The 21,390-nt window shown below is 67.0% G+C and carries 22 protein-coding genes, 2 pseudogenes and 1 CRISPR repeat array; of the genes and pseudogenes, 8 read left to right on the plus strand and 16 right to left on the minus strand.

Annotated elements, in window-relative coordinates; genetic code table 11:
- Positions 1-75: 75 nt before the first annotated feature.
- From galT to kdsA, 4 genes are all read right to left on the minus strand, one after another.
- Complete coding sequence (galT, locus tag OHB13_RS37470) at positions 76-1,134, minus strand: galactose-1-phosphate uridylyltransferase (protein ID WP_328380510.1); 1,059 nt, start codon at positions 1,132-1,134, stop codon at positions 76-78.
- Between the two features lie 1,023 nt (positions 1,135-2,157).
- Positions 2,158-2,901, minus strand: a complete 744-nt coding sequence (kdsB, locus tag OHB13_RS37475; RefSeq protein ID WP_328380511.1) for a 3-deoxy-manno-octulosonate cytidylyltransferase — start codon at positions 2,899-2,901, stop codon at positions 2,158-2,160.
- Entirely contained in the window at positions 2,898-3,527 is a 630-nt protein-coding gene (locus OHB13_RS37480) for an SIS domain-containing protein (RefSeq protein WP_328380512.1), read from the minus strand. Before OHB13_RS37480 ends, kdsB begins: the two co-directional genes overlap by 4 nt.
- Positions 3,527-4,333: a 3-deoxy-8-phosphooctulonate synthase gene (gene kdsA / locus OHB13_RS37485; protein ID WP_328380782.1), complete on the minus strand. Its 807-nt coding sequence runs from the start codon at positions 4,331-4,333 to the stop codon at positions 3,527-3,529. Before kdsA ends, OHB13_RS37480 begins: the two co-directional genes overlap by 1 nt.
- Positions 4,334-5,080: 747 nt before the next feature.
- Between kdsA and OHB13_RS37490 the strand changes: the two genes are divergently transcribed.
- Both OHB13_RS37490 and OHB13_RS37495 read left to right on the plus strand, forming a co-directional pair.
- Positions 5,081-5,308 carry a PTS sugar transporter gene (locus OHB13_RS37490; protein ID WP_328380784.1) on the plus strand — a complete coding sequence of 76 codons (228 nt, stop codon included), beginning with the start codon at positions 5,081-5,083 and terminating at the stop codon, positions 5,306-5,308.
- A gap of 95 nt (positions 5,309-5,403) precedes the next feature.
- Positions 5,404-6,129 (plus strand): terpene synthase family protein, encoded by a 726-nt coding sequence (locus OHB13_RS37495; RefSeq protein WP_443063013.1) that lies wholly within the window; start codon positions 5,404-5,406, stop codon positions 6,127-6,129.
- Positions 6,130-6,394: 265 nt separating this feature from the next.
- Here OHB13_RS37495 and OHB13_RS37500 read toward each other — a convergent pair whose 3' ends face one another.
- From OHB13_RS37500 to OHB13_RS37510, 3 genes are all read right to left on the minus strand, one after another.
- Positions 6,395-6,649: a hypothetical protein gene (locus OHB13_RS37500; protein WP_328380513.1), complete on the minus strand. Its 255-nt coding sequence runs from the start codon at positions 6,647-6,649 to the stop codon at positions 6,395-6,397.
- 50 nt (positions 6,650-6,699) lie between these two features.
- On the minus strand, positions 6,700-7,212 hold the full coding sequence (locus tag OHB13_RS37505) for a transposase (protein ID WP_328380786.1): 513 nt from the start codon (positions 7,210-7,212) through the stop codon (positions 6,700-6,702).
- A 454-nt stretch (positions 7,213-7,666) separates the two neighbouring features.
- Positions 7,667-7,789 carry a hypothetical protein gene (locus OHB13_RS37510; RefSeq protein ID WP_328380514.1) on the minus strand — a complete coding sequence of 41 codons (123 nt, stop codon included), beginning with the start codon at positions 7,787-7,789 and terminating at the stop codon, positions 7,667-7,669.
- 579 nt (positions 7,790-8,368) lie between these two features.
- Here OHB13_RS37510 and OHB13_RS37515 point away from each other — a divergent pair.
- Entirely contained in the window at positions 8,369-8,527 is a 159-nt protein-coding gene (locus OHB13_RS37515) for a hypothetical protein (protein ID WP_328380515.1), read from the plus strand.
- Here the strand turns inward: OHB13_RS37515 and OHB13_RS37520 are convergent.
- Both OHB13_RS37520 and OHB13_RS37525 read right to left on the minus strand, forming a co-directional pair.
- On the minus strand, positions 8,524-8,958 hold the full coding sequence (locus OHB13_RS37520) for a hypothetical protein (RefSeq protein ID WP_328380516.1): 435 nt from the start codon (positions 8,956-8,958) through the stop codon (positions 8,524-8,526). The two genes, OHB13_RS37515 and OHB13_RS37520, sit on opposite strands and share 4 nt — an antisense overlap.
- Positions 8,959-8,960: 2 nt before the next feature.
- On the minus strand, positions 8,961-9,812 hold the full coding sequence (locus OHB13_RS37525) for a hypothetical protein (RefSeq protein ID WP_328380517.1): 852 nt from the start codon (positions 9,810-9,812) through the stop codon (positions 8,961-8,963).
- 452 nt (positions 9,813-10,264) lie between these two features.
- Positions 10,265-10,963: a CRISPR direct-repeat array (repeat unit 29 nt; unit sequence GGGACCGTCCCTGCGCGTGCGGGCTGCAC).
- Positions 10,964-11,334: 371 nt separating this feature from the next.
- On the opposite strand from OHB13_RS37525, the gene OHB13_RS37530 reads away from it, so the two are divergent.
- Entirely contained in the window at positions 11,335-12,765 is a 1,431-nt protein-coding gene (locus OHB13_RS37530; protein WP_328380518.1) for an RNA-guided endonuclease InsQ/TnpB family protein, read from the plus strand.
- A 268-nt stretch (positions 12,766-13,033) separates the two neighbouring features.
- Entirely contained in the window at positions 13,034-13,375 is a 342-nt protein-coding gene (locus tag OHB13_RS37535) for a hypothetical protein (RefSeq protein WP_328380519.1), read from the plus strand.
- 65 nt (positions 13,376-13,440) lie between these two features.
- Here OHB13_RS37535 and OHB13_RS37540 read toward each other — a convergent pair.
- Positions 13,441-13,689, minus strand: a pseudogene (locus OHB13_RS37540) (hypothetical protein); the annotation flags it as partial.
- 337 nt (positions 13,690-14,026) lie between these two features.
- Here OHB13_RS37540 and OHB13_RS37545 point away from each other — a divergent pair.
- Positions 14,027-14,302, plus strand: a complete 276-nt coding sequence (locus tag OHB13_RS37545) for a hypothetical protein (protein WP_328380520.1) — start codon at positions 14,027-14,029, stop codon at positions 14,300-14,302.
- Between the two features lie 135 nt (positions 14,303-14,437).
- On the opposite strand, the gene OHB13_RS37550 is transcribed toward OHB13_RS37545, so the two are convergent.
- The 5 genes from OHB13_RS37550 to OHB13_RS37570 form a co-directional block, all read right to left on the minus strand.
- A complete protein-coding gene (locus tag OHB13_RS37550; protein WP_328380521.1) occupies positions 14,438-15,409 on the minus strand; it encodes a DUF6207 family protein in 972 nt (323 codons plus the stop codon).
- Between the two features lie 10 nt (positions 15,410-15,419).
- Positions 15,420-16,313: a helix-turn-helix domain-containing protein gene (locus OHB13_RS37555; protein WP_328380522.1), complete on the minus strand. Its 894-nt coding sequence runs from the start codon at positions 16,311-16,313 to the stop codon at positions 15,420-15,422.
- Positions 16,310-16,537, minus strand: coding sequence for a hypothetical protein (locus OHB13_RS37560; RefSeq protein WP_328380523.1), 228 nt, complete (start codon positions 16,535-16,537; stop codon positions 16,310-16,312). Before OHB13_RS37560 ends, OHB13_RS37555 begins: the two co-directional genes overlap by 4 nt.
- A gap of 1,202 nt (positions 16,538-17,739) precedes the next feature.
- Entirely contained in the window at positions 17,740-18,012 is a 273-nt protein-coding gene (locus tag OHB13_RS37565; protein ID WP_328380524.1) for a hypothetical protein, read from the minus strand.
- A gap of 117 nt (positions 18,013-18,129) precedes the next feature.
- Complete coding sequence (locus tag OHB13_RS37570; RefSeq protein WP_328380525.1) at positions 18,130-18,909, minus strand: helix-turn-helix transcriptional regulator; 780 nt, start codon at positions 18,907-18,909, stop codon at positions 18,130-18,132.
- A gap of 866 nt (positions 18,910-19,775) precedes the next feature.
- On the opposite strand from OHB13_RS37570, the gene OHB13_RS37575 reads away from it, so the two are divergent.
- The gene (locus OHB13_RS37575; protein ID WP_328380526.1) at positions 19,776-20,081 is read left to right on the plus strand and encodes a hypothetical protein; all 306 of its coding nucleotides are present in this window, start codon (positions 19,776-19,778) and stop codon (positions 20,079-20,081) included.
- Here OHB13_RS37575 and OHB13_RS37580 read toward each other — a convergent pair.
- A pseudogene (locus OHB13_RS37580) lies at positions 20,078-20,826 on the minus strand (IS5 family transposase). The gene OHB13_RS37575 and the pseudogene OHB13_RS37580 overlap by 4 nt on opposite strands.
- Before the next feature lie 114 nt (positions 20,827-20,940).
- Here OHB13_RS37580 and OHB13_RS37585 point away from each other — a divergent pair.
- Positions 20,941-21,195: a DUF6332 family protein gene (locus OHB13_RS37585; protein WP_328380527.1), complete on the plus strand. Its 255-nt coding sequence runs from the start codon at positions 20,941-20,943 to the stop codon at positions 21,193-21,195.
- The last annotated feature ends 195 nt before the right edge of the window (positions 21,196-21,390 follow it).

Consider the following 21,390-nt stretch of genomic DNA (forward strand, 5'->3'; position numbering starts at 1 on the left):
GTGCTGTCCCACAGTCCCTAGCCCGAGCAGCCACATGCAGAGCAGTCGGGTACCGCAGCCGCATCACTCAACGAATCAACAACTTGCAACTTCTCGAATCCGTTCCGCGGCCGCTTCCGGCAGTACATCATTGACGAATACTCCGACACCGGCTTCAGATCCGGCAAAGAATTTCAGCTTGTCCGCCTCCCGGCGAATAGTGAAGAGTTCAAGGTGGAGCGCGAAATCCCCCTCCGCGCCTTCTGCCTTGCCAGGCTCGGTAAACGGAGCCTGGTGCAGGGCAGAGATATAGGGTGTGGGTGATTCGCAGGAGTCGAAGATCCGGTCGAACCTGCGCAGAAGTTCCAGGTACATGCTGGAGAACTCTGCGCGCGCGTCACCACCAAGGCCGCGTAGGTCTCGCACCCGTTGCTTAGGATAGAGGTGCACTTCGTAGGGCCAGCGCGCGGCATAGGGCACGAAGGAAACCCAATAGTCTCCTTCCAGCACTACTCGGGTCCCTTCTTCTTGCTCGCTGGCTACGACCTCATCGAAGAGGTTGCGGCCCGTCGTCATGCGATATTCTGCGGCAGAGCGGAGCATCAGGGCAGTACTTGGGGCAACAAAGGGGTACCCGTAGATCTGCCCGTGCGGGTGATCGAGGGTCACGCCGATCTCCGCTCCCCGGTTTTCGTAGCAGAACACCTGTCGAATCATGGGGAGCTTGGATAGTTCGGCCGTCCGATCAGTCCATGCCTCGACGACGAGGGCGGCCTGCTCCACAGTGAGGTCGGCGAAGCGCGCGTGGTGGTCAGAGGTAAAACAGACGATCTCGCAGCGTCCTGAATCGCCGACCAGTGAGGGAAACCGATTCTCGAAGACGGTCACGGCGTAATCGGCGTCAGGAATCTCACTCTGCTGCCCGCCACGGGAGGAACAGAACGGGCACTCATCGGACGGCGGGTGGTAGGTGCGACCCTGGCGATGCGGAGCCACCGCGACCGCATCACCGAGCAGCCTGTCGTACCTAATCTCTGAAACCGCGGTCATCGGGCTGAGAGATCGCCGATCCACCGCAGAGCGGACGACGTCGTCATCGGTGTCGTAATAGAACAGTTCACGACCATCGGCAAGCCAGGTAGAAGTTTTTCGCACGAAAGGGCTCCTCGTCGCCAGCTGATGCAGCTCAATGGGGTCGGTCGGTCAGGTCCGCATCCCGCGCATTCGCGAGTTGGCCACAGCCTGACCAATCTGTGGCTCGACCGGGACGTCGGTCTCCACCAGGACACGCCCGAATACCAGAACCCCCTCGGGTCCCACGGCGGCCAACCAAGGCCGCCGTGGGCCGCCCGGTCGCGGGCAGCATCGCGCCGGACGCAGGGCGGCCACGGGCCGGGCTGCACGCCGGCACCGGCCCATCCTTAGGGTGATCACGCGATCTCAACGGCACCGGGCACTGGCGCGTTGCGCAGCCAAACGGGCGACAGTGATGCCACGTGCCTCTGCCGCCCGGACCCGACCGACCGGAACTCAGGGTGCTCGTCAATACTGGTCGCAACCATGCAGAGCCAGGGGTGGGTGGAACGGAGGTCTCGTAGCTGCGGGCTCCGGTGTTTCAGGAACCGCTGACTCCTGAGCCGGGGTTTCTCCTGCTGCCCCATCAAGGAACGGGAGACGGCCATGCCCACTCGGGCAGGCCTTGCTACTACCGCCTTTGCAACCGTCGCGGCCCTTGCCCGCACCGGCACGCCGTGGTCGACAACGGCGGCTGCTCGAATGCCGACGGAGCCGCACCCCCTGATGGCCCGTCCGACAACATGGCATTGGTCACGTCCATGTTCCTGTCGGCCCTGCGAGGCGCCAGCGGGGCGACGACCGGGGTGGAAGGGGTGGGGGTGTCCTGCCACGGAGGCGATACAGCAGGGGGCAGCGGAGATGAGGAACAGCTCCCCCGGTCTGGATTCACGTACCTCCGACACTCGGACCTCCACCTCGACGTGCCCGGGATCCCGAACCCGGCCCCGGCATCCTGTCCCCCAACAATCCGCCCACCCCGAAGCGAACTTGCGCTAACCCAGGCGAGCCTCCTCACACCGCTTAATGACGCCCGGTGCGCACCCACAGCGGAAGACCGACGCAGTACTCACCGGTAAGGGTCCTGCAACTCCTCCGGTGGGGTCAGCCGTCCTGTTGTGTGAGGCGTGTACGGATCTGCTCCAGGTCGGCAGCCGTGTCGATGCCAGTGCTCTCTCCCTGGACGGTAATCACGCTGATGCGATGGCCATGGTGGAGGGCGCGGAGCTGTTCGAGGCCTTCCGCCTGTTCCGAAGGGGCGGGCGGCATGTGGGTGTACTGGGTGAGGAAGCTGGCACGGTAGGCGTAGAGACCGATGTGCTGGTAGCGGGTGACGTGTGTCTTGTGGCGGTCATAGGGGATCGGGGCGCGTGAGAAGTACAGGGCGTGCCCCGCGGAGTCGAAGACGACTTTCACCACGCCCGGGTCGGTTACCTGTTGGGGGGTGCTGATCGGGCTGGCGAGGGTGGCCATGGGCATATCGGGGTTCTCGGAGAGGGTGAGGGTGAGCTGGTCGATCCAGTCGGGGTCGACCAGTGGTTCATCGCCCTGGATGTTCACCACGATTTGGGCCGTGCTGTCGGCTGTGGCTTCGGCAACCCGGTCGGTTCCGCTGATATGGGCAGGTGAGGTCATGGACACCGTGGCGCCGAATCCGGTGCAGACCGTGGCGATCCGCTCGTCATCGGTAGCGATGAGTACGTGTTCCAGGGTGCGTGCGCGTATCACGCGGCGCCAGACGTGCTCGATCATCGGGCTGCCCGCGATGTCGCACAGCACCTTGCCCGGAAGTCTTGTCGACCCGTACCGGGCTGGGATGACCCCCCATGCCCCAGCGACGGTCTTCACAGTTCCTCCCGTGTCAGACTGCCCAGGGCTCCGGCCGGGTGCACGCGGGCGAGGTCGCGCAGGGACCAGCCACGATGGGTAGCCAGGGTCATTGCCAGGGCATGCCCCATAGCAAGCGCGACGGTGCTGCTGGCGGTCGCCGAGATACCCAAGGGGCATGCCTCGGCGGCGACGGACGCGTCGAGAACCGCGTCAGCGGTCCTCGCGAGCGGGCTGTCCGGAGTCCCGGTGAGCGCGATCACCGAAACGCCGGCGCCGCGCAGGGCGTCGACCACCAGCAGAGTTTCTGCTGTCCGGCCGCTCTTGCTGACCGCGATCGCCACGTCTGCCTCGCCGACGATTCCGAGTCCGCCGTGCAGAGCGTCGCTGGCGTGCAGGAAGAGGGCCGCAGTGCCGGAGGAGGTGAAGGTTGCCGCGAGTTTGGCCGCTACCAGTCCCGAGGTCCCGACACCCGTGACTGCCACGAGTCGTGGGCACCCGGCGAGCAGGCCGAATGCTCCTGCGGGCCCGGCGCGCTCGAGACGCTCCGCCGCTGAGCGCACTTCGTGCGCCTCCTGCAGCATCCACATGCGCATCTGCGCCGTGATATCTGCCCGGCCACCGATGCCTTCGGGGGGCGGTGTCATCAGTTTCCCTTCACCAGTTCGTCCATTGCTTTGAGCTCGGCGAGCAGTGCCGGAAGGCGGTCCAGGTGGAGGCTGTTGCTGCCGTCGCTCAAGGCCCGCGGGGGGTCCTCGTGAACTTCCATGAACACCCCGGCGACACCGACTGCGACGGCGGCCCGTGCCAGATGGGCAATGAACTGCGGCTGGCCGCCCGTTGTGTCTCCTGCCGCGCCGGGCTGCTGCACACTGTGCGTCGCGTCGAACAGCACTGGCGCACCCGTCTCCCGCAGCATCACCAGCGACCGGTAGTCCACCACCAGGTCCTGATAGCCGAAGGCGAAGCCCCGCTCCGTGACCATGACCGCGTCGTTGCCGGCCGAGCGCGCTTTTTCCACCATTGGCACAGCCTGTGCGGGGGAAAGGAACTGGCCCTTCTTGATGTTCACCGGACGTCCTGCCGCGCACACCGCGAGCAGGAGGTCGGTCTGCCGGCAGAGGAACGCTGGAACTTGCAGCACGTCCGCGACTTCTGCCACCGCGTCAACGTCCTGGCGTTCGTGTACATCAGTGAGCACCGGGACCTCCACCTCGGCCCGAACGCGCCTCAGAGTCTCTAGGCCTTCCTGAAGGCCGGGGCCCCGAAAGGAGCGTACGGAGCTTCGGTTCGCCTTGTCGTAGGACGCCTTGAACACGTAGGGGACCCCAGCTCTCCGAGCGATGTCAGCGATCCGCTCGGCGTGACGCAATGCCATATCAGCATTTTCGATCACACAGGGCCCGGCGATGAGCGCGAACGGGCCGTCCTGTTCGACTACCACGTCGCCGATCCGTACCCGCGTAACCGCACCAGGGGTTGCAGGGTGCCTTCCGCCGGTCACGGCTGACGCCACCGCTGGTGAGGCGCCGCACTGTGCTGCACAAGCCTGTCACTCCAGCACCGCGGGGCTGTGGGCGAGTGACGAAGTGGAAGCCACCATCGCCCCCGCAGCCACGGCAGAGACGGCGGTGGCGGCCGGCGCGGCTGCCGCCACCGGGTAAGAGCAGCCCGGGAAGCGATGGCGACAGGGCGGCATTCAGGATTCTTCAGCACGCCAGGAGACTGACCAGGAAAAACGGTTCACCATGCTGCGAGTCACCCAAAAGACGTACCTCAGTTGATGATCCGATGGCCTTCATGCCCACCGGCTGCCCGTGCCGCTCTACGGATTGCGCGTGCAGATGGCCTGGCAGTGCCGAGTGACCGGGCGAACTCCGCGGGAGCTTGCGCCGGTGGCTCAGGCTGGCGAGCCCATCTCGCCGTGCCCCAATCGCTCCCGGCGAGCCCTCGGCACACAGGGTGATCACGTGCGTAGCGTTTGTTACTCAGTGGAGCTTGAGGCCCCACGGGATGAGGGAGGTATGGCATGCGACGTGTCACTGTTGTGCTGGGCAGCCTGGCTGTCACCGGGACGTTGACTCTGAGTCTGGTCAGCGGAGCGGCCTGGGCAGCGCAGGGAACGCTGGGCATGAATGTCGGTGCCCGTCACGTAGCGGCGCCCATCAGTGAGGTGGGGAAGCAGGTGGCGGCCGCCCGCATTCAGACTGCCAAGATCGTCGCCGGGCTCGGCGGAATCGAAAATATCGACGAGGTCCGGGGCGAACTCCTGCAGATTGACGTGGAGGTTGTTGACCCCAGCCTGGTGGACGAAGTCGCTCTCAAGGCTGCTGGTGCCCGGAGCGTTGTCAAGAATGGCGAGAAGGTGACGGTAGTACTTGGAGAGGAAGCTCCCCGGGTCGCCACGGAGATCGAGGACATGATGTAGGGGAATTCCTTCGTCCCCCTCCACGGCTGTTTTTCGCCACTTCAAAGCCGATAGAAGCTTCGACATTGACACCCGGGCTCCTGGTCCGTTCCTGGTTGGGCCGTACGGGCGACTTCGGGCATGGCCTCAGAACCTGTTGGAGAGGTTGCGGCCCGGGAGCACACGAGCGCGCTCTGCTCGACCTGTGGCTGCGTACCGCAGCAGGGCAGCCGGTAGGATGGTTGCGGCAGTTTCGCCGCGATACCGCGGTGTGGCTGTGGACATACCACGCCGAGGCTGTTCAGCGCGCGGCCGGCCAAGTCCCGCATCTGGATGACTTCGTCCTGCACCGCCGGGAATCGGTGGCGATGCAGCCGTTCCTCAGCCTGCACGGGATCGACGCGGGGATCAGCCTGCCGGACAGCGCACGCACCCTGCCCGCCTACCTCGCCCTGCGCCACGGAGTCACCGACCACTCGGGACTCATCAACGACATCTGCTCCCTGGAGAAGGAAGCCGTCCTGGGCTACGAGCACAACAGCGTCCTGCTCCTGCACCGCGAACACGGCGGCACCCTCCAGCAGGCCGTCGAAAAAGCCGGCGCCCGCCAGCGCCGCCTGACCGAGCGGATCCAGCGCGCCGAGGAAGAACTCCTCATCCAGACAGACACCGCCCGCATGACCGGCCCCGACCGCACCGCTCTCCACGAGTGCGTACGCGACTACCGCCACATGGTCCGCGCCGACTACGACTACCACCTCCAAGCCGAGCGCTACACCCGCCCCGACCTCACCAACCCCGCCGAACGCACCCTGCGCTCAAACCACTTCTCCCCCGCCTGACACCCAGGAAGAACCCCATTCGCCTACACGTTGAGTCGTCCAATCCGCTGGGTCGCATTTACGCCCCCTCGCCTCTCCGGCGTGGCACCCGCGTGAATAGCCCCTGCCGCTTCCGGCGGCTCACGAGCGCGGCGTTCCGCAACGCGATGGTGGGGAGGGCTCGTGCCATTGATGCAAGGTGCTGAGGACCAGCAGTACGGGGAAATCCCGTTGTCCCTCAGCACCCCGCCTTCACCGAAGCGGGCTTCACTCTGTCCTACTTACGTCACTCCGCGATCTTGCCGTAGTAGGAGATGGACCCCATTTCGTTGTCCTTGCTCAGCTTGAGGATCAGGTCGGCCTCGACATCCGGCGCGCTCGTCGGGATACGGAGACGCTGAGAGTGGTCCCCCTCGTCCGCCGGCGCGCTGTGCCGCAGTTGCGGGGCGCCGGAAGGCGAGGCCGTAGCGGGGAACGCCACGCACACAGGCAGGAGCAGAGCTCCGACGGCCATACAGGTCCACTTAATTGCCTTTGTCATGAATCTTTCCTACCATCTGGCGCTCGCTGCCGGGCCTCGCCCCGGGCCTGTCACTCCTTCAGAGACCGGTCAGCACCCGGTTGCCGCATGGCATCGACGCAGCCGCGTGAGCTTGACTCTGCCGGGGATCTTGGACCGTCGAGGTCAGGTGCCCAGGGTTCGCCATGACTTCGGCCGGGGCATCTCGCGCTGGTCGAGGTAGTTCTGGAAGGAGTCGGTCGGCGAGGAGCAGGTGATTCCTCGGTTGGTGGCAGTTGGCTGAGGCGCTCGATGTTGACGGCGATGGCCGTCAGGACGTGCTGGATGTGGGCCTTTCCCTGTCCTCGGTAGCAGCAGCGCCGCATGCCGTATCCGTGGGCGAACTCGTTGATGGTCCCCTCCACTCCGGAGCGGACCGCGTAACGGGTCTTCCATTCGAGCGTCTGTTGCTCGGAGCGGACGCGGAGTTGCAGGTCGCGGAGCTCTCGCGGAGGAAAGCCCACGGTGCGGGCGCTGTCGGCGGTGGTGGTGCACTGCGTGCGGGCCGGGCAGGGGCGGCACTGGCTCTTGGTGAACCTGGCCACGATCAGCGGGGCCGCGGTGGGCGAGGAGGTCGGGTAGGGGCCATGCCAGCCCGCGCTGACCTGTCCCTGGGGCAAGTGACCTGCTGCTGGTCGTAGTCGATGTGGAAATCGTCCCGGGCGAAACCCTTGCCTTGGCGATGCCCCCGAGTGGGGTTGGCCGGCAGCGGTCCGGTGACGGTGACCCGGTGGTCCCGGGCGGCTTGTTCCAGGTGGACAAGGGAGGCGTAGCCGCTGTCGACCAGGTGCTCGGCGGGCAGCAGGCCACGGCTCCGCAGACGTGTGTGGATGCCGGGCAGGACCTGGCTGTCGTGCGTGGTGGCCGCTGTGGTCGCCACGTCCGTGATCACGTTGGGGCCGTCGAGCGCGTAAGTCTCGGTCAGGTGAGCAGAGAACCCCTGGTCTCTGTCCGCCCGTGGCTCCGTGCCCGCGGCGGGATGCATGGGGTCACCGCCCGTCACCGGGACTCGGGAGAGAGGTCGTCGTCCAGGCGCAGCGGGTGGAGGTCGGCGATGCCGGATCGAGTGGCGACAGCCAGGGCGAGCACGGCGACGGTCCGCTGCCAGGTGGCGGAGAACATTCTCGCCGGCGGGTGGCCGGAGCCGCAGGTACGGCCCCCTCGTTCGAGTGACGTGATACTCCGACGGCTGTGCGTCCATCGCCGGTGCCGCTATGTTCTTTGCGGGCCCGCCGGGGGCCCGCCTCGGTTAGCGCAACTCAAGGCTGCCGAGGCGAAGGAGCCAGGCCCCACCGGAACGTGCACACCCCCTGAATCAGGGATAGAAGGCTCTCCGGCACCCGGAGGGCCTTCGCCGTGTCCACGCAGCGCAGCTCGGCGCCGGCACGGCTAGACGGAGCGGATCGAGCGCCGTCGCCGAGAGACGGTGTTTCCGACTTTCCGGGGCGCGGCTGCACGGGCGTCGGGAGTGATCGGCTCCGGCTTCACCTACGGGCTGTTCCTCACCCTGATCGTCGCCTGCAACGCCGCCGCGTTCTGCGTGACTCCCTACGTCCTCGTCCGCGGCACGATCGGGCGCCGCTGACCCATTGCGTACCCACAGGCCCCAGCGGAACGAAGTGGCCGGAAGCCCGGACCGCCCCCGGCAGCCGCTGAGAGACTCGGCATCGTTGTGGTCACCGAGTACCGACGGAGGACACGTTGAGCCAGCAGGAACAGCCCTTCAAGTTCTCCATGATCTGGGTGCAGAACCATCCCACCGACCCGCGCAGCGGTGACCTGTCGGACGAAGTCGCGGCCGGAGCCAAAGCCGTCGTCCTGCACTTCGCCCAAGCCGCGCAGGCCCCCGTACAGCGTTAGGCGCTGCCCGTGGCGACGGCCGCGCGGAATTCCTGAGTCATCAAGGCCACCGAGCCGCGCTGGACAGGGGCCGGGCCCTGCTCACCCCACACCTTGTGCAGCGCGGCGCGCATCCGATCGTTCATGGCGTCGTTGAGGACGGCCTTGTGCTCCTCGGGCACCTCGCGCACGTCCTGGACGACGACCATCGTGCCGTGGCGGGTGCCGATCATCCCGATCGTGGTGACCTTCCAGCCGAGCTGCCAGGCCGCTTTACGCATCGCGGCCCGGATCAGTTCCACCCCGCCCAACCCGACGGCCTCCTCGTCATCCAGGTTCACCTGGTACGAGCCGCCGTATCCGCCAGCGCCTTTAGGGCAGTTGCGACGCAGCAGGGGTACGAAGGCGTCGGACATGACGGTGCAGCGCGGGTCCTTCGCGTACGAGGCCATCGTCAGCTCCTTTCCGGGCCGGTGAGGTGCGGCCACAGCAGCTTGAGGTCGTGAGTGACCCGCTCGGCCAGGAGGGCGGGGTCGTTGGCCGTCCATTGGTGAGCTGCCCCGATGGCGTCGGGAACCTTCATCCTGGAGCTGCTCTTGCTGGGGAAGGGGCCGGATTCCGCGCGTGCGGTGAAGGTCACCGGGCCAGGCGGGCGGGGCAGGAACAGCAAGGGGTGATGCGGGGTGAAGTCGAAGTGGCCCAGGCGGGCGGCGGGCTCTTCGTCGAAGAGCTGCGGCTCAGTCCACAGTCCAACGGTAACGACGAGCCAGGTGTGCGGGCGGTCCGGATCGTTGCACAGCCACAGATCGAACGTGCCGACCAGGAGGTTCTCCTCCCACTTCCAGACCTTCGCCCGGGGATCGAGAGCATCGGCCCCGTCCCGGCGCAGCGGCATCAAAGTGCGCTCGAACGGGGCGATCAGATCCTCGTAGGCCATCCGCATGGCAGTGCCGGCGGCGTGGTCGACTGTGTACTCGCGGTCCGGTGCCATCTCCCACTTCAGACCGTCGGGAAGCTGGGTGGTCAAGTACTGGCGCAACGGGCCAAGAGCCTGCGGGAAGCTGTCCGTACCGAGTCGGACATGCTCGGCTGCGGGCAGGCGCACCCACCAGGCGTAGTACGGCGTTCCGTCACTGTAGGAGTCCCCGTCCACGCAGTGCTCGTACACGCAGCCCAGCGAGGCCGCGAGCTCCGTCATCGTCTCCTCGGTGCGCTCGTCCAGGTCGGGATCGGCGCCCACTAGCTGCTGAGGGTCCTGGACCTCGATGCGCCACACGACCCACTCGAAGTCATTCCAGCCCGTCACGCACACACCCCCGGCTCAACGGTGTAACCCCTGCTGTACCCGGCCAACATCCCGCTCCCCTGCTTCGCCTTGCTCCGACAGCCCAGTACACCAAGCCCCACGAAGCAGACGGCAATATTCGGCGACACCCGGCCCAGACGAGCGACACACAGCGCTGGCTGAGCCCGGCCGTGGAGGCGCCTCTCGGGCACGGAGACCGCCTTCGAGCGCCTGGGTGACCTCACGACAGATCGACGGCTACGGGCTGCCCACCGCGCCTCCGACGGTCAGTGGCCACGCCCGTTCAGCGGCACCTCCACCATCAGGCCGTGGCCCTGCCGCCGGACGCCGTCGCCGGTGCGCGCATGCGGGCTGCACGACGTTCGTCCACATCGAGGTGAGTCAGTCGAATGCCGTCTGCCCTGCGCGTGCAGGCTGCACGCAGCAGCCCTGATCTCCTGCTGGTCCTACGGGGGACCGCCCCTGCGGGTGCGGGCTGCGCTGGTGCGGCTCACGATGGGTCTCCGTCCGGCGGGGACCGTCCCTGCGCATGCGGGCTGCACGTCCGGCCTCCGCCAGCCAGCGAGAGCATCGGGACCGTCCCTGCGCGTGCGGGCTGCACCCCACCACACCGCCGCGGTACTGCGACGGCCGGGGACCGTCCCTGCGCGTGCGGGCTGCACCCCAGGGGGCTCTCGACGGTGCGCTCCGCCTGGGGACCGTCCCTGCGCGTGCGGGCTGCACAACGCCGAGAACGCTGCCGCAGGTACCACGAGGGGACCGTCCCTGCGCCTGCGGGCTGCACCGTCCCCGCCCGGCTTACGCCGCCATCGTGTTGGGACCGTCCCTGCGCGTGCGGGCTGCACTACATCAGCCGAGTCACCCAGCTCGCAGGGGAGGGACCGTCCCTGCGCGTGCGGGCTGCACCGTCAAGGTCGCCGAGGGCTCGACCATCCTCCGGGACCGTCCCTGCGCGTGCGGGCTGCACAGGTGCTGGCTGGCACTACGAGGCATGCCACGGGGACCGTCCCTGCGCGTGCGGGCTGCACCGGCCAGCTGTGGTGGCCGCGTTTCTGCTGCTGGGGACCGTCCCTGCGCGTGCGGGCTGCACCGCGAGACTTCCCGGAGCATCGAGAGGTTGGCGGGACCGTCCCTGCGCGTGCGGGCTGCACCCTCAGCGACCTGCACCGCTGTACTCAGAACATGGTCGAGTTCCGCACTTTCGCCGATTGCGACATACGCCCTAAACCTCGTGTTGGCACGCATGTTGGGACGGGTGGCTCGATCTCTCGGCCACGGTGACCTGCCCCCAGTGCGGGCGAGGACCTGTCTGTTTCCGCCTCCAACCCGGAGGATTTCCTGCCCTCGCCGTAATCGGCCGGTGCAGTCCGCAGACGTTCTACTCCCCCATCCAGGGGACGAGGCCACTTCCACACGGAACCGGCCAGACACAAAACTAGACCTAAACCGTAGAAAGTCATGTAAGCGACACAGCGTCCTTTTCTAGGCGTTGTTGTCAGTGGCGGGTGCCACGATCCCCACCATGACCACCACCGAGCAGAACACCACCACCATCGTCGTCCGCGAACCCCTCGACCCCACCCCCGCCCAGCTGTTGATCCTTCACCGCTACGCCAACGCCTCCCGCGCCTGCTTCAACTTCGCCTTCGGCCTCAAACACGACGCGCAGCAGCGGTGGAATCGGGGGCGCGACCGCCTGGTTGCCGAGGGAATGAGCCGTGAGGAGGCGAACCGGAAGGCACCCAAGGTTTTCGTGCCGCGTGGTTCGGATGTGCAGCGGATCTTCCTCGCGGTCCGGGACAAGCCGTTGTGCGGTCCGTTGCGGGAGGGCGAGACCGGGCGTCCGCGCAGGTATCCGTGGTGGAAGGGCGTGAACGCGATCGTGTGCCAGCAGGCGTTCCGGGATGCCGACCGGGCCTTCACGAACTGGAAGAGCTCGGGAAGGCGTTCGGGGGCTGCGATGGGCTATCCGCGGCCCAAGCGGAAGGGCGGGTGCCGGGATTCGTTCCGGATGAGCAGCGTGCGGCTTGTCTCGACGGATCTGCGGCACATCCGGATCGGCGGGGAGAAGGATCCGGGCGGGCAGCAGGCCTTCCTCGTGCGGCTGCACCGGCCCGCGCGCCGGCTAGCGCGGGTAGTGGCCGCCGGGGGTGTAGTGAAGATGGTGACGATCGCCCGGGATGGCCATCAGTGGTGGGCGTCGTTCAACGTCCGCATCGCCGCCCCGGCGCCGGTCCGGCCCACCCGCAGACAGCAGGACGCCGGGACCGTCGGGGTCGACCTCGGTGTGGCCGTCATCGCGGCGACCTCCGAGCCGGTGATCACCGCGAACGGTAAGACGCAGCTGTTCGACAACCCCCGGCACCTGGACAACGCAGTGCGCCAGCTGACGAAGTGGCAGCGGCGGATGGGCCGCCGCCACGTGCGCCGGCTGCCCGCGCACCGCCAGAGCGCAGGATGGCGGGAAGCCCGGGACCAGGTCGCGCGCCTGAGCGGGCTGGTGGCGCAGCGGCGCGCTTCGTCTCAGCATCTGCTGACGAAGCAGCTCGTGACTCAGTTCGCGCACGTCGCGTTGGAGGACTTGCGGGTGAAGAACATGACGCGCTCCGCGCGCGGCACCCAGGACGCGCCCGGGCGGAACGTGGCGGCCAAGGCCGGGCTGAACCGGGCCATCCTCGATGTCGGCTTTGGCGAGATCCGCCGGCAGATCGAGTACAAAGCCGAACGGCACGGCGTCCAGGTCACCGCGGTCAACCCCGCCTACACCTCACAGACCTGTCACCGGTGCGGGCACGTCGACCGCAAGAGCCGGCGCACCCGCTCCGTCTTCGAGTGCACGCGGTGCGGTCACGCCACCCACGCCGACATCGGCGCCGCCCACAACATCAAACACCGCGCACTCGACGGCACCACCAACCAGGAAAGGGGCCTGACCGGGCGGACGGGAGCCTGACAGAGCGCGGTTGAGCCGACGGGTGGTCGCACGGTTCCAGACCGCCAAGGCCCGGCTGAGCCTGCTCCGCCGGGCCATCGCGCGTCTGGGTTCCTGTTTGGCTGGCATGGTCCTCACGGGGCGACACCGGGTTATGCCAGGTTTGCGAGCAACCGTAAGTGTCCAGGACGGGGGAGCGCTTGTGAACGCTGCACACAGATGGTTCGCACGCCTTGGAGCTATGGCTCTGTTCGCCGGGGTGTCCTTGCTCGGCAGCCCAGGGCCCGCCATGGCAAGCCATAGCTACCACCATCACTTCGACGTCTACGCGTATGACGCCTCCGGGCACCTGGTCTCGCACGGATGGGGTGATCTGGATCAGGACGGCACCGGCCGCGTCACCTTGAACAACGCCGGGATCAAGGACGACAGGGCTGACGGTCACGGCGCATCGATGACCATCTGGTACGGGACCCACGGCGACGACTACTTCATCGCCAACCGGGACGGTAACGGAAGCATCGTCCGGGACGACAACTACTTCCTCTCCTACGAGACGGGATACTCCGCCCACGCCTGCCGGCTGGAAGGCCCCTTCGGCTGCGGAGCGACCAAGACAATTCAGTTCTAGTGCTGTGACCGGGATCGTTCACCGTGTTGCGCGGGCTTCTCAGTCTTCTCCTGCGAGAGGTCTGATCACTCGGCCACTGCCGCGCGCCAGGTCCATGATGTGCGGCGGGGGCGGTCGTCCAGGTCTCCCCGGCCGGTGCACCGGAGGAGGACACGAGCCGGGTCCCCGGGTGGGGCGTCGGGGAAGAGCCGGTGGAGCGGCGCCTCGCAGAGCGGCGCCGGGGGCAGCCACAGCACGCCCAGCCCCTGGGCGATGTCGTGGGTGTGCAGGAGAACTTCGGTTACACCCATCGCCGCGAAGCCTGGCGGGTCGCACTTGTCCCGCCCGGGCACCACCCGCCGGTCACAGACGGCCGTGTGGGTTGACCTCGTCGGCCGCGAGGCGCTCCTGCCACCGACGCCGTGCGTCGCCTGCGGTCTCGTGGTGATCCGGCGGGCGGAGAAGCTCCTGGCGGGGGTGACGTGTTCGCGGGCGTGCCAGACATCTCTCACGCGGATCCGTAACGGTGGTGTGGGATTGGGTCGGCCATGCGGCGGGTGTGGTCTGCCCGTTAGGGGTGGGCGTGCGGATTCTGGGCACTGCGGGCCGGCCTGCCGGCAGAAGGCGTACCGGCGCCGCACCGCGGCGCGTGCGGCCGCAGCCCCGGACCCGGTGGCCGAGTTGCCGGACCCGGTGGCCGAGTTGAAGGAGGCCATGGCCCCGTTCGTCGCCGGTCACGCGCCCGGAATCTCCCAGTCGCTCTACAAGGCCCTCTACCAGCTGCAGACCGCGAACCGGCACGGCCTCGACGGGCCCGGAGAGGAGGAACGAGCCATCGCCCGCCTCGCCTCCATGAATCCCGAGCGGCTCAGGATCCCAGAGACTCCCGTCGGACGCCGGCTGCGAGCCGCGCTCCGCTCGGCCAACAACCGGCACACGAAAGCGTAACGATGGGGGTCTTCGTGCCGGTACTCCCGGGTGCTCCGTGTCTCCCGAGACGTGCACTGCAACCAGCAGTCTGGCCTGCACAGACTTCGGGAAATCCCAGAAGACGCCGGGCGCTGCCACCTATGTCGCGTCGGTTCAGGATGGCTGGGTGGCTCTGGTGCCGGAGGTTCGGAGGGCATCAATGAGGGGTCGCCGGTCCAGGTAGTAGCGCAATCGCACCCCGGGCCGGTCCCTCTTCGGGGCGGTGAGGTCGGCGGTGGCGGTTTCCCAGCAGGCGGCGATTGCCTCCTTGAGGATCGCTGCGGATTCGTTGTCCACGGCCTCGACCTCCAGGACGCGCTCCGGCTCCCGGCCACGCTCCTCGGCCGGGTTCTCGCCGGGGTGAAGCGGGGGCCGGTTCGGCAGGGCAGCCGCCCCGACCTCGTGCTCGTGCCGGGACGGCTTGGAGACGGTTGAGGTGACAGCGAGGATGATCCCGATCTGTTCGGCGAAGTCCGGTCCGGGCAGCGGGATTTCGTAGTCAGGGTTGCGCGCGTACCCGGCGGCGACCGCGCCCGAGACGTAGTCCATGACCGCGATCATCGCCTCCGTGCGGCTTCGGCCGGCCGCGGGGATGAGATGCCGGAGGATCCGCAGGACGGTGGGGACGCTGGTGTCGCAGTCCTGGCGGTCGATACCGCTCTGTTCGAGCCAGAAGGCCGCCGCGTGGCTGTCGCCGAGTGCGCGGTGGTGGAGGTACAGGCAGTAGGAGGCGGCATCGCTGCCGCCCCCGGCGGCGTACTGCCACCAGAAGCGTGCTCCGTCCGGCGCGTCGGCGAGAAGCAGGACGCAGCCCAGGATCCAGGCGCTGCGCGGGGTGGGCACCTGCTCGGTGATGAAGTCGGCGACCTGATCAGGGGTGGCGTGGGTGACGGCAACCTCGCAGAGGGTCTGGAGGTGCCGTGCGGCCGTGTCGTCCGCCGACTCGCGGCCGCAACTGATCCATGGCGGGGTGCCGTCGGGTGCGAAGGCGGGGTAGGCGGTGTCTTCGTAGGGGACGGTGTCGGAGGGGACCTTGGGTTCCTTCAGGAGCAGGGCGCGGGCAAGGAGATGGTCGATGGCGGTCATTGCGGGGTGATCACTCCCGGTTGTCATGAAGGGGGTAGGTGGCTTCCAGAGCCCCTCGGGCGTGGTGCTCCAGGGTGTGGGTGACGGCCGGCCACAGTCCGACAACGGCGGGGACGGTGCGCCGGCACATGCCGCACAGGTAGCGCAGGACCGCGATGTCGAGCTGGTCTTCAGGCAGACGGCCGATGGCGTCGAAGAAGCCCGCCATCTCGGTGATCTCGGCGTAGCGGTCCCAGAGGTCTTCGATCTGGCTCTGGGCGACGGTGGAGAACGCCGCGGGGCGAAGGTCGGGGTGGCCTTCGGGATGGCGGTGGGCGCGCTGCATGACGCGCGAGCGCAGCAGGCACCAGGCGTGGCGGCGGACATCGGGGCTGGCGACGGCTTCGTCCCAGCCGAGCCAGAGGATGTCGAAGACCTCGGCCACCACCCAGTGGGCGCGGTGGTCGCTCTGGAGGAAGGCGCGCGTGTAGTCGGTGTAGGGCTGGCGCATCGCCTCGGTGAAGCCCTGGTGGGCCAGCGGCGGCTGTTCCTGCTGCAAGGGCTGGACCTCGTGTATGCGGGTTTCGATCCAGCCGGGCTTCTTGTCTGCCTCGCGGGCAGCGGCCGTCCACAGCCGGCGCAGGGGCCAGATGGGTATGTTCAGGGACCGGATCACGCTGTAGGTGATCTCCCAGCCCGGGTAGTAGCCCTTGCCGCGCAGGAGTTCGGAGATGCGGGTCTTGGAGTACCCGGAGCGTTGGACGAGGTCGTCGAGCGTGAGGCCGCTGGCGAGGTAGCGGTTGCGGACCGGTTCGAGCCATGCGCGGTGGGAGTCCCCCACGTCCGCACCGATCGCCGCGGGCTTGCGGCCGCGTCTGCCCGGGGGCTCGTCGTGGGGCTGCTTCGGCGCCGAGAAGGGTGTCATCGCAACGACTCCTCCTGCCCGGCCGTGCCGGCTTCCGCGACCGCGATGGTGTCGGGCCGCGTCATCTGCGTGCCGTTGAACGCGGCGACAATCTGCTGGACCAGCAGACCGAGCGAGGGAAGCAGCGCGGCCACGGCCGCGAGCTGCCCCAGCACGGTCATGACCGTGCTCCACGCGAAGACCGCCACCAGCACGGCAACGATCAACACCTGCTTACTGGACATCGCACCTTTTCCTCAACTAGACGCATCTGGAAGGCACTTCCGATGCGGTGCTGAAGCGCTCCGGAAGAGTGGACGCCAGCATGGTCCGCCGACACCCTGCGACTCAACGTGATCATGGTGTTACGGAATAATGGCCGTGAGGCCGGAGCCGCAGGAGGGGCGCACTACGCCATCCAGGCCGCGTCCGGGATCAAAACGTTGCCCAATAAGCGCTTTTCACGGCGAAAAAGTACTTCTCCTTGCGGCACCAGCGGCAAGGAGCACCATGAACGCAGACGCCTCCTGGGCGTCGGACCTTCCCGTCTGGAAGGCTGCGCAGCCCCCTCGTGCTGAAGAACGACCGGAGGGGACCGCGCCGCTCCCGCCCAGCCGCGCTGGGCGGGAGCCCTCACCACCGCGACGTCCCGCGTGCGGCCGAGCCAGAGGGCGCCAGGACGCCTTCGTCAACGATCAGCGGACACGAGGCCCCCAGAGAGCTGTGACGGCCAGCCGAGGACCTCGTGCGATACATCCCCGCAAGGGGAGCCGGAATCCACCCTCCACCGACGATGTGCTGCCGCAGAGCACCGACACGACAGATCCCCGCCGGACGGACACCTACCAGTGCGCGCCGCCGAATTTCTGTTCGGGGCAGGACGGTCAGCCACATCAGGTCGCGGATGCTGAGCGGATCGGGGCGCGATTCTACGTCGGTTGGCGCTTCCCGTTCTACGCCTTCCAGCTCGCAGTGGCTCAGCAGTAGAGGGGACAGGCATGGTGGGTCGCCGGCCGGGGTGATGACCTGCTTTTCGATGATGCTGGAGGAAGCCTGATCCAGTCGTCCGCGGCGGACGAAGGCCACGGTAGAGGGCTCGTTTAGGGCGCGTTCGATATTGTGGCTCTCGCCGGAGGGCTCAACTTCCAGCAAGGCCGAGCGGACCATGCGGAGGACTTGGGGGTGTCTGGGATGGTTCTTGGCGCCGAGACAGTAGGCGACGAACTCCAGGACGGCTGTCTTGCCGGAGCTGAAGGCTCCCGAGATGACAGAGAGATCTTAGACTCGGCCCTCTGTGGTGAAGCCGATGTCGTCGTTACGCGCTCGGTGGTCAGCAGTTCCTCCTGCACGGTGACGACCGCGTTCTGCATTCCGACGCAGAAGGTGTCGCAGGCTCCTGAAGGCTGACCCCCAGGGGTCTTCCGAGTATGCGACAGGGCCGTTAAGTTCACTCCCCGATGAGGCCGGGCAGCGTGCCTCCGCAGTACGCCACCTGCCAGCCCCGGGTGACGGGGCACTTGCCGACGCACTCCAGCGCGAGCCTGCCCGCCACGGCCTCGGCGGCCTGCAGGCTAGGCTGGAGGACGAACAGGATGAAGTCGGCTCCGCACCCGTCCTCGTCAACCCTGACGTGCACGTGCTGAAGGCGGTCGGCAGCCACCGCCCGTTGAAGGACGTACCGGTGCAGCTCGGCAGCGTCGGCTGACGGGCTGGCTGCCATGGGAGTACCCGGCTCTACGCGAGCGTGGATCATGAACATGAGTCATGTTGTCCCCCTCGCACTATAAAAGGTCTCTTTCGGGGCGGCACACCGCACCGGTGCGGTGTGCCGCCCCGCTCAACATGCCATCGAGTCCAGCCATCCCCGTGCGAGGGCCAACGCCCCAGCCTCGAAGCGGCTGCGGGCGCCGAGCCGCTTCATCAGCTCCGCGATGACCCGCCGGACAGTACGCACCGACACGGCGAGCTTGTGCGCGATGGCCTCGTCGGTGTCGCCCTCGGCCAGCAGTCGCAGGAGCACCCGCTCGCGCTCGGACAGGCCCTTCTCATCCCGCCAGGGCTTCACGTGGAACGGCGTGGACTGCCGCCACATCTGGTCGAACAGGCTCTGCAGCGCAGCGACCGCCCCGGGGCTCTCCAGCACTATCGCACCGCTGTTGGCGGACTTTAGGTCTGCCGGCAGCAGCGCGAAGCGCCGGTCGTAGATGACCATCCGCACCGGCAGGTGCGGCGTCGTGCGCGCCTCGCCGCCCTCGGCGACGAGCCACTGCGCATAGCCCTCGGTGGCCGGGTCGTTGCGCGCGGCGTCCAGATACAGATTGCGTACGGACACGCCGCGTGACAGCACATCGGCGTCGAGGAGACGTGCCATCACCAGGCTCTCGGGCAGCTGGGTGCTTCCGGTGGCGAACACGGCGACTTCTGTGGTGCACGCGTGCGCGAGCTTCTCCATGTGCTGCTGGACCCTGTCGAGGTCGTCGAACCGCAGCAGCCGCTGTTCCCCTATCGCTGTGCCGAGTTCGCCCACATGCTCGAGCAAGTCGAGCACAGCGCGCTTGCTCTCGTCCACGCGCTGCTGGTGCTCCTGGAGGCCCATCTGTTGCCGAAGCAAGAGCATATTGAGACCGAACTCCGGGTGAATAGGCCGGAACTCGCCATCCCCCTCGGATGACGGGCGGACAAGAGCAAGGCGAGCCAGCTCGTCAATCGTCGTGCTTATTTGCTCGCTCAACCACCCTAAACCTGACTTTAACTCCTCCATGTCATATTCCGGATGCTCAAGCATCGTCCGGTACAGGACTTCCGCCTCTGGCCTGATACCCAGCTGTTCTAACACTGCAACCACCACCCCCGTGAGCAGCCCACCTCGCCACCATCGTGATCGTCTTCGCCAAATGGTGCCCAAGCAAAGCGAATCGATCAAACCCAGCGACCAGTTCGCGCCATCGCGATCACGACCCGGTCTGCAATCTATCCCTGGCAGCAACCTGCGATAGCAGCGTCTTGACAGCGCGAGTCCCCCTGCGAGGACTTCACCCGGGACAAAATCGAGACTGCAATTCTGAGCAAAATCGATTTCAGGAGTCTTATGAGGTATACGAATCACGCCATCAGGGCACTTGCCATCACGCTGCTCGGCTTGACCGGCACCTTGAGCGTCACCGTCGCCACACACACGAACACATCTGCAGGAGGCATCACTTCGTCCGTCGCAACAACCCAGAGTTCCGCCGACGGCTCGCAGGACAACACCTGGGGCCCGTGACCGGCGCCAACCTGACGCACCGCACCAGGACGGCTCCCCCGCTCCGGCTGGGCGCCGCCCCAGCTCGGTAACGGTCATCCCCGTTGCCGGTGATCGCGGCGAGCGGGTGGGCAGCGGTGCCGCTCTCGATGCGCGAGCCGCGGGCGCTCTTGCCGTCCACCACTAAGACGATGTCTCAGTTGGTGCGATCGCGTGGTGACCGGGCAGGATCCATCTGCATGGCAGACCCAGAGGTTCAGCGCGTCAACGACATTGCCCTCACTGCGGTGCAGGCTCTGCTAGGGCTGATCTCGTCCGATGTGGTAGCGGTAGCGATTGCGGTCGAAGAGGAAAGAGTGCTGCTCTCCTTCTGGGTACGTCGCCATACCGCCGAGATCGATGAAGACATTGACGATGCCGTTGGCGACCTGGAGGCGCTTCTCCATCCACAGATTCCGCTGATCGAGCCGCGCGTCATGGTAGGTGTGCCGGACGGGACCACCGGACAGCCTCACGAGCGCATGATCTATTGGGCCAAGCCCTAGACCTGCACCGCTCTGCGGTAGCAGATGAGGGTGCAGGCGATGCCGACGAAGGCGAGGAAGTGCTCGGCCTTGCGCTCGTAGCGTCGGCGGAGTCGGCGGCAGCCGGCGAGCCAGGACATGGTGCGTTCGACGGGCCACCGGTGGCGCCCCAGTCGCTGTGATGACTCGATTCCCTTGCGTGCGATGCGTTGCTGGATGCCGCGCTTGCGCAACCATCGCCGCAGGTGGGAGTAGTCGTATCCCTTGTCGGCGTGGAGCTTGCCGGGTTTGCGTCGCCGCGGTCCGCGACGGGAGCGGATCGGCGGTATTCCCTGTACGAGCGGGACCAGGGCCTGGCTGTCGTGCAGGTTGGCCCCGAGATTCCGACGGACAGGGGCAGACCTGTCCTCTCGGTAATCAAATGGATCTTCGACCCATACTTGCCCCGGTCGACAGGATTCGAACCGGTCAGGTCCCCCTTCTCAGAGCTCGCATGTTCACCGAGTCGATCGCGCAGCGGGACCAGTCCAACTCGCCCCTGGAGCCGAGCTCGTCGAGCACCACGCGGTGGAGTTTGGCCCACACCCTGGCCTTCGACCACTCGGAGAAACGCCGGTGAGCCGTCGCCCCTGACGGCCCGAACGAAGCTGCGGGCAACTGCTGCCACGTACAGCCCGACGTGGCCACGAACACGATCGCGGCCAGCACCTCACGATCACCATGCCGAAGCCCCCCCCTGAAACCGCGACGGTGCCTCCGGCACCACCCGCTGAAACGACCACGCGGTTTAGTAGAAGTCATCTCATTTGGCGCATCTTCCATGGCGAGTGATGTTCGGGTGAGGGCGGATGTGGTTGGCCGAGATACAAGGCTTGCCAGTATGGATATGGGGCGTGAGTCGCGGTGGGAAAAGGACGCGATGTCCGTAGAGATCGTTTTCGCCCTCGTAACGGCCGCCCTGCTGGCTGCGACCGTATTCGTTGTCGCGCTTGCTCTCGTGCTGGTCTTCGGCATCTCTGGTACGGCGCGGGATGGCGCCCTGATGTCAGGTGCGCTGGTGGGGGCGGCATTCGGAGTATGTCGCCTGGTCCGGGTGCTGCGTCGGTTCGATGCCCATCGCCGCGAAGGACGCTGATGCTCTGGGGCCGATAGCCTGCCACGGTGGGAATCGTTGAGCGACTGGTGCCGGATGAGAACCGCACAGGGGGTGCAGAACGAGAACATCATCCGCTGCCTCAAGCGATACATAGCCAACGAGGTTCTACAGGGCGCTGACCTGCGCAGACATTACACAGATCGACCTCATGTAGGCGGCTTGACAGGAGATTAG

Origin of the sequence: Streptomyces sp. NBC_00440 (assembly GCF_036014215.1) — a bacterium.
Classification (GTDB): domain Bacteria; phylum Actinomycetota; class Actinomycetes; order Streptomycetales; family Streptomycetaceae; genus Streptomyces.

Bases quoted from the DNA above. Each gene is read 5' to 3' on its own strand.
- OHB13_RS37570 (WP_328380525.1), bottom strand. From the start codon at position 18,909: ATGCTCTTGCTTCGGCAACAGATGGGCCTCCAGGAGCACCAGCAGCGC.
- OHB13_RS37500 (WP_328380513.1), bottom strand. From the start codon at position 6,649: ATGACAAAGGCAATTAAGTGGACCTGTATGGCCGTCGGAGCTCTGCTC.
- OHB13_RS37585 (WP_328380527.1), top strand. From the start codon at position 20,941: ATGGATATGGGGCGTGAGTCGCGGTGGGAAAAGGACGCGATGTCCGTA.
- OHB13_RS37575 (WP_328380526.1), top strand. From the start codon at position 19,776: ATGGCAGACCCAGAGGTTCAGCGCGTCAACGACATTGCCCTCACTGCG.
- OHB13_RS37560 (WP_328380523.1), bottom strand. From the start codon at position 16,537: ATGTCCAGTAAGCAGGTGTTGATCGTTGCCGTGCTGGTGGCGGTCTTC.
- OHB13_RS37550 (WP_328380521.1), bottom strand. From the start codon at position 15,409: ATGACCGCCATCGACCATCTCCTTGCCCGCGCCCTGCTCCTGAAGGAA.
- OHB13_RS37530 (WP_328380518.1), top strand. From the start codon at position 11,335: ATGACCACCACCGAGCAGAACACCACCACCATCGTCGTCCGCGAACCC.
- OHB13_RS37480 (WP_328380512.1), bottom strand. From the start codon at position 3,527: ATGACACCGCCCCCCGAAGGCATCGGTGGCCGGGCAGATATCACGGCG.
- OHB13_RS37535 (WP_328380519.1), top strand. From the start codon at position 13,034: ATGGCAAGCCATAGCTACCACCATCACTTCGACGTCTACGCGTATGAC.
- OHB13_RS37565 (WP_328380524.1), bottom strand. From the start codon at position 18,012: ATGGCAGCCAGCCCGTCAGCCGACGCTGCCGAGCTGCACCGGTACGTC.
- OHB13_RS37555 (WP_328380522.1), bottom strand. From the start codon at position 16,313: ATGACACCCTTCTCGGCGCCGAAGCAGCCCCACGACGAGCCCCCGGGC.
- OHB13_RS37510 (WP_328380514.1), bottom strand. From the start codon at position 7,789: ATGTTCTCCGCCACCTGGCAGCGGACCGTCGCCGTGCTCGCCCTGGCT.
- OHB13_RS37520 (WP_328380516.1), bottom strand. From the start codon at position 8,958: ATGGCCTCGTACGCGAAGGACCCGCGCTGCACCGTCATGTCCGACGCC.